This window comes from Rhodococcus sp. R1101 (genome assembly GCF_000278445.1).
Lineage (GTDB): Bacteria > Actinomycetota > Actinomycetes > Mycobacteriales > Mycobacteriaceae > Rhodococcus > Rhodococcus gordoniae.
This window is the reverse complement of record NZ_AJVB01000310.1, coordinates 1-4,443: the sequence shown is the minus strand read 5'-3', so window position 1 is coordinate 4,443 and position 4,443 is coordinate 1. Positions and strand designations below refer to the sequence as shown.

5 protein-coding genes and 1 pseudogene are annotated in these 4,443 nt (G+C 64.8%); 5 read left to right on the top strand and 1 reads right to left on the bottom strand.

The window, feature by feature from the left end; all coding sequences use genetic code 11:
• The first annotated feature begins 683 nt into the window (after positions 1-683).
• The 4 genes and pseudogenes from R1101_RS0116670 to R1101_RS27135 all read left to right on the top strand — a co-directional run bounded on the left by R1101_RS0116670 (position 684) and on the right by R1101_RS27135 (position 3,402).
• Complete coding sequence (locus R1101_RS0116670; protein WP_016934513.1) at positions 684-1,472, top strand: crotonase/enoyl-CoA hydratase family protein; 789 nt, start codon at positions 684-686, stop codon at positions 1,470-1,472.
• A 167-nt stretch (positions 1,473-1,639) separates the two neighbouring features.
• Positions 1,640-1,828, top strand: a pseudogene (locus R1101_RS31340) (TetR family transcriptional regulator); the annotation flags it as partial.
• Between the two features lie 48 nt (positions 1,829-1,876).
• Positions 1,877-2,245: a hypothetical protein gene (locus tag R1101_RS31075; RefSeq protein ID WP_016934512.1), complete on the top strand. Its 369-nt coding sequence runs from the start codon at positions 1,877-1,879 to the stop codon at positions 2,243-2,245.
• Between the two features lie 194 nt (positions 2,246-2,439).
• The gene (locus R1101_RS27135; RefSeq protein ID WP_016934511.1) at positions 2,440-3,402 is read left to right on the top strand and encodes a ScbA/BarX family gamma-butyrolactone biosynthesis protein; all 963 of its coding nucleotides are present in this window, start codon (positions 2,440-2,442) and stop codon (positions 3,400-3,402) included.
• 7 nt (positions 3,403-3,409) lie between these two features.
• Here R1101_RS27135 and R1101_RS0116655 read toward each other — a convergent pair whose 3' ends face one another.
• Positions 3,410-4,066 carry a ScbR family autoregulator-binding transcription factor gene (locus tag R1101_RS0116655; RefSeq protein WP_026003370.1) on the bottom strand — a complete coding sequence of 219 codons (657 nt, stop codon included), beginning with the start codon at positions 4,064-4,066 and terminating at the stop codon, positions 3,410-3,412.
• A gap of 5 nt (positions 4,067-4,071) precedes the next feature.
• Between R1101_RS0116655 and R1101_RS31415 the strand changes: the two genes are divergently transcribed.
• On the top strand, positions 4,072-4,443 hold a 372-nt coding region (locus R1101_RS31415; protein ID WP_332307008.1), incomplete at its 3' end, for an NAD-dependent epimerase/dehydratase family protein.

Genomic DNA, 4,443 nt, shown 5'->3' with positions numbered 1-4,443 from the left:
CACAGAGCTTGGAAGGTGGGAAACAGGGCGATCGCGCAGACGGCCGCGATCATCCCGAGGATGAAGCCGAGTTCGAAAAACCGGAAGAAGCCGAGGGACAGCACTCCCAGCCAAGCAGATACCGCAGGTGGCAGGAGCGTGGTCGGTGCGATCCCCGACGCCCCCGTGCTCCCGAACGCAGGGGACGGGTCGAATCCGAGTCGCGAGGGTCGCTCATCGGTCCTCCTTCGCGTAGGGGACGAGTCGGGCCGGTAGGTAGGTGTACGGATCACGCGTACCGGAAACGGGGTGCGGATCTGGTGCTGAGCGCGTATGTGCGGGTGATGAATGGCGGAACCCCGGGGACATGCACCGAGGGTGCAGAGGCCGCTCCGGGGTTTTGGTTATCTACCCTGTCGGCGGCGGAGCGGCATGCCTACCGGTTTGCCGCGCTCCGTGTGCGCAGTGATTGTCGACCCCACCAGCGTCAGGACGGTGTGTCGGTCCCGGTCTTCAAGAGTCGGGTTGCCACTCGAACGTGATCCCTGATCTCGTGACGAGATTCGATGCCGATGGAGGGACAGGATCAGATGAGTACAGCGGACGGCAAATTCGCCTCTGCGACCGGCTCCGGGCCGGGAGTCGGTCGGGACATTGCTCGAGGTCTTGCGTCCGAAGACGCGCATACGGCCGCGCATACGGCAATGCAGGACGAGGAAAAGAACGTCGTACTGTTCCATCGAGACGGGCCTGTGGGAGTCATCACCCTCAACCGGCCCCGGGTTCTCAATGCCGTCGACGCTGCTCTGTCCGACGCGTTGGGTGCCGTTCTCGACGAGTTCGACCGTGACCCCGGTCTGCGAGTCGGCGTCGTGACCGGAGCGGGACGAGCGTTTTGCGCCGGCGCCGATCTCGCGGCCTTCGCCGATGGTGAGTCCGTGCTGCCGACAATCCATCCGGAGTGGGGTTTTGCCGGTTTGGTCGAGCATTACGTGTCCAAGCCGCTCATCGCCGCTGTCAACGGGGTGGCGGTGGGTGGTGGTACCGAGATCGTGCTGGCGTGTGATCTCGCCGTGCTCAGTTCCGAAGCCACGCTCGGATTGCCGGAGGTCAAACGTGGTCTCATCGCGGGAGGCGGAGGTCTCATACGTCTTCCGGGACAGATTCCCCCGAAGATCGCCGCGCACGCAGTCTTCACCGGCGAACCTGTTTCGGCCGAGGCGGCCCTGCGCTGGGGGCTGGTCAACTCGGTAGTTCCGCCCTCGGAGGTACTGCCCGAAGCATTACGTCTGGCTCATGTCATCGCAGCCAACGCACCCGTCGCGGTACGCGCGAGCAAGAAGATCATGGCGCACGCGCAAGCAGCCGGACTCGAAGACCGCATCTGGAAAGTAAATTCGGCCGAGTCCGACGCCGTGTGTGCCAGCGAGGACGCGTTGGAAGGTGCCTCCGCATTCGCCGAGAAACGGCCGCCCGTATGGCGGAACCGCTGAACTGTGCACATCTTCTCGCCGTAGCAGCTCGTCGACCGAAGGTCGGTATGTGAATCCACGACCTTCTCGAGCTGTCGCACCCCTCGGGATCGCGTGGGGCTCGAGCATCATGATTTTCTGGATCGGCCTGAATTTTCCACATGCAATCGTAATTGCAAGGGGCGTTGGTGAAGAGAAGGACAGAGGCGGCCGGACACGTTCGGAACGCGACTCGGACACAGACCGCGTTGCTGGATGCAGCGCTCGAGGTGTTTCTCAGGGACGGGTACGGCAAAGCTACGACCGCGGAGATCGTGGCCCTTGCAGGGGTAACCCGAGGAGCTCTCTACCATCACTTCGCGAACAAACACGAATTGTTCCGAGCTGTGATCGAGCGCGCGCAACGGGGGATTGCGGAAGCCTTTGTGCCGACCGGGCCGGTCGACGCTTCGTGGGAGGCGCTCATCGGTGGGGTGCTCACCGCTCTCGATTCCGCTCACGACCCGGCGGTGCGTCGGTTGCTCCTGATCGAGGCGCCCGCCGTCCTCGGATGGATCGACATCCGAGGAGCTCAGGAACAGCTACTGCACCGCATCACGGCCATGCTGGAACCGGTCGAAACGAGCGAACGAGGACCATCGACTCGCGCGGCCGTACTCGCCCGTCTGCTGGTTGCCGCAGTCGAAGAGGCGATGTTGTACCTGGCCCATACCGACGACCCCGAGCGCGACCACACAATCGTGCAGTCCGAAGTGCGCAAGATTCTCGAGAAGACCGGCCTGCCCGGCAGGTAGCGAACCACGTGGATGGACCGACCGGCCGGGGCAGCCGATCGTGGCTTCGCGCATGTGCGGAGTCGGTCGACCGTGTCCTTCAGGGTGGGCAGCGCAATCTCGAAGCACCGCAGACCACCCGGATCGGCGTGGTCGATGAGAAGAGGGCGGCATCGGGCGCAATCACCTCTCACCCGCAAGGTGATACTTGCGGTATGGAAGTGAACGGTTCGTCCGGTTCGGAGGATGATGTCGCGGTGTTGTCGTTCGAGTCCACGGTGCCGCGAAGGCATGTCCACCGCCAGGCGGTGTCCGAGGTATTCCTCACCGATTGCGTCCGCGGTCCCGGACCGGACCGGTTCGTCCTGGGTGCGCAATGGCCTCGTCTGCACGGTTTCTACCGCAGCCGGGCGGGTTGCTACGACCCGATGCTGCTCGCGGAGACGCTGCGCCAATGCGTGATCTATCTGGCGCACACCCGGTACCGGGTCTCGCTCGATCGGCGGTTCGTGATGCAGACGCTCGAGATCACTGCCGAGTCGGAGCGACTGGTGATCGGTGCCGGCGCCGCGGAGGTCGCCGTCACCGCGGTGGTATCGGATATTCGACGCCGTGGCTCGCAGGTCACCGCTTTGAGCGCGGCGTTCGAATTCACGATCGCCGGTCGCCGTGTGGGGTCCGGCCGAGGCCGAACTGCGGTTCTGACGACCGAAGAGTACGACATCGTGCGTTGGGGTGCCGGTGGGCCGCGGGCGCTGGGGTCTGTCCCCGGGGGAACACCGGTGGATCCAGCCGTGATCGGGGTGCCGGTGGTCGGGGATGTGGTGGTGGGTGCGACGGCGCGGCCCGGTCGCTGGCGGGTGTTGCCGGATCTGTCGCATCCGGTGTTGTTCGACCACCCATCCGATCACCTGCCGGGCATGCTCGTTCTCGAGGCTGCCCGTCAGGCGGCCCGAGCGGAACGCGGGAACCCGGAGGCGGATCCGGTCTCGATGAACGTGCGGTTTCATCGGTTCGTCGAACTCGACGCTCCGGCGGAGATGGTGGTCTCGAGCGTCGAGGAGGAGCCTGCGAGTGCGCATGTCGTGCTCGAGCAGCGTGGAATCGCGATGGCTACGGCGATGCTGAAATGGGCCGCCGGCGCATGTCGTGCGCCGGGACCGGAGTCCGGCAGGTAGCGGCGTGTCAGACCGGTTGGCGGGTGTTGCTCCAGCGGGCGTGGATGATCGTGTCGCTGTCGGGGCGGCAGTCGGCGGTCAGGATGCCGTTGAACACGAAGTGCAGCATCTGGTCGATGCGTTGTTCGAGGTCGATGCGTCGATCGAGGACATTCGAGACCATCTGAACGCCGGTGAACGCCGAAATCACGAACCGTGCCAACTCGGGGGGATCGATCGTAGGGAGCAGGTCGCCCTCGGCGATCGCGGTCTCGACGAGGTGCCGGCAGGCTTCGATCCAGTCCTGGTACGGTCCCGGCTGGTCAGGTTCGGCGCCTGCGCTGAATTCGAGGGTCAACCGGATGCCGGCCCGGACGATCGGATCCTCGACGATCTGCCGCCCCATTTCATGGCAGAGCATCACGATCTGCTCGAGTGCCGAGGCCTGTGTGGCGGCGATCGCGTCGACCGCGGCGATCGAAATGGCGTGTTGCTGTTCCACGACGGCGTGCGCGAGTTCGTCCTTCGATTTGAAGTGGAAGTACAGGGCGCCTTTGGTGAGCCCACTACTCGCGTCGACGATCGCCCCGAGGCTGGCACCGTCGAATCCCAGCCGATCGAAGGTAGCGGCCGCTGCCGCCACGATCTGCTGTCGGGTCTCTATTGCCCGAGCTTGTTTGGCCACACCCCGTGTCCTTTACTCGAAGATCTACCGAAAGGCCAGTCGTGGAGCACCTCGACCCTCTGCCTCCCCTGAGGCGAACCGTACCACCGGACCGAAACGACATCGCGGACCGCGCATCCTCGTCGCCGACATCCGCATTGCGCGTCGCAGTGGTGGGTTCGAGTGGTTTTCTCGGTGGGGCGGTGCTCGACGCCCTGCTGAACATGGGGGTGACATGCACATCGATAGCGCGCCGTCCGCCCGCGTTGTCGGGACCGTCCATGCGCGTCGTGGCGGCAGATCTTCTCGATGTGGAGTCTGTGACCGACGCGCTGGCCGGTGTCGACGCGATTGTGCATGCAGCCTCCTATACGGGCTCCGACGCAGCCCGGTGTGAA

Excerpts from the sequence above, each read along its gene's own strand:
- R1101_RS0116670 (WP_016934513.1), top strand. The coding sequence starts at position 684 with ATGCAGGACGAGGAAAAGAACGTCGTACTGTTCCATCGAGACGGGCCT.
- R1101_RS27135 (WP_016934511.1), top strand. The coding sequence starts at position 2,440 with ATGGAAGTGAACGGTTCGTCCGGTTCGGAGGATGATGTCGCGGTGTTG.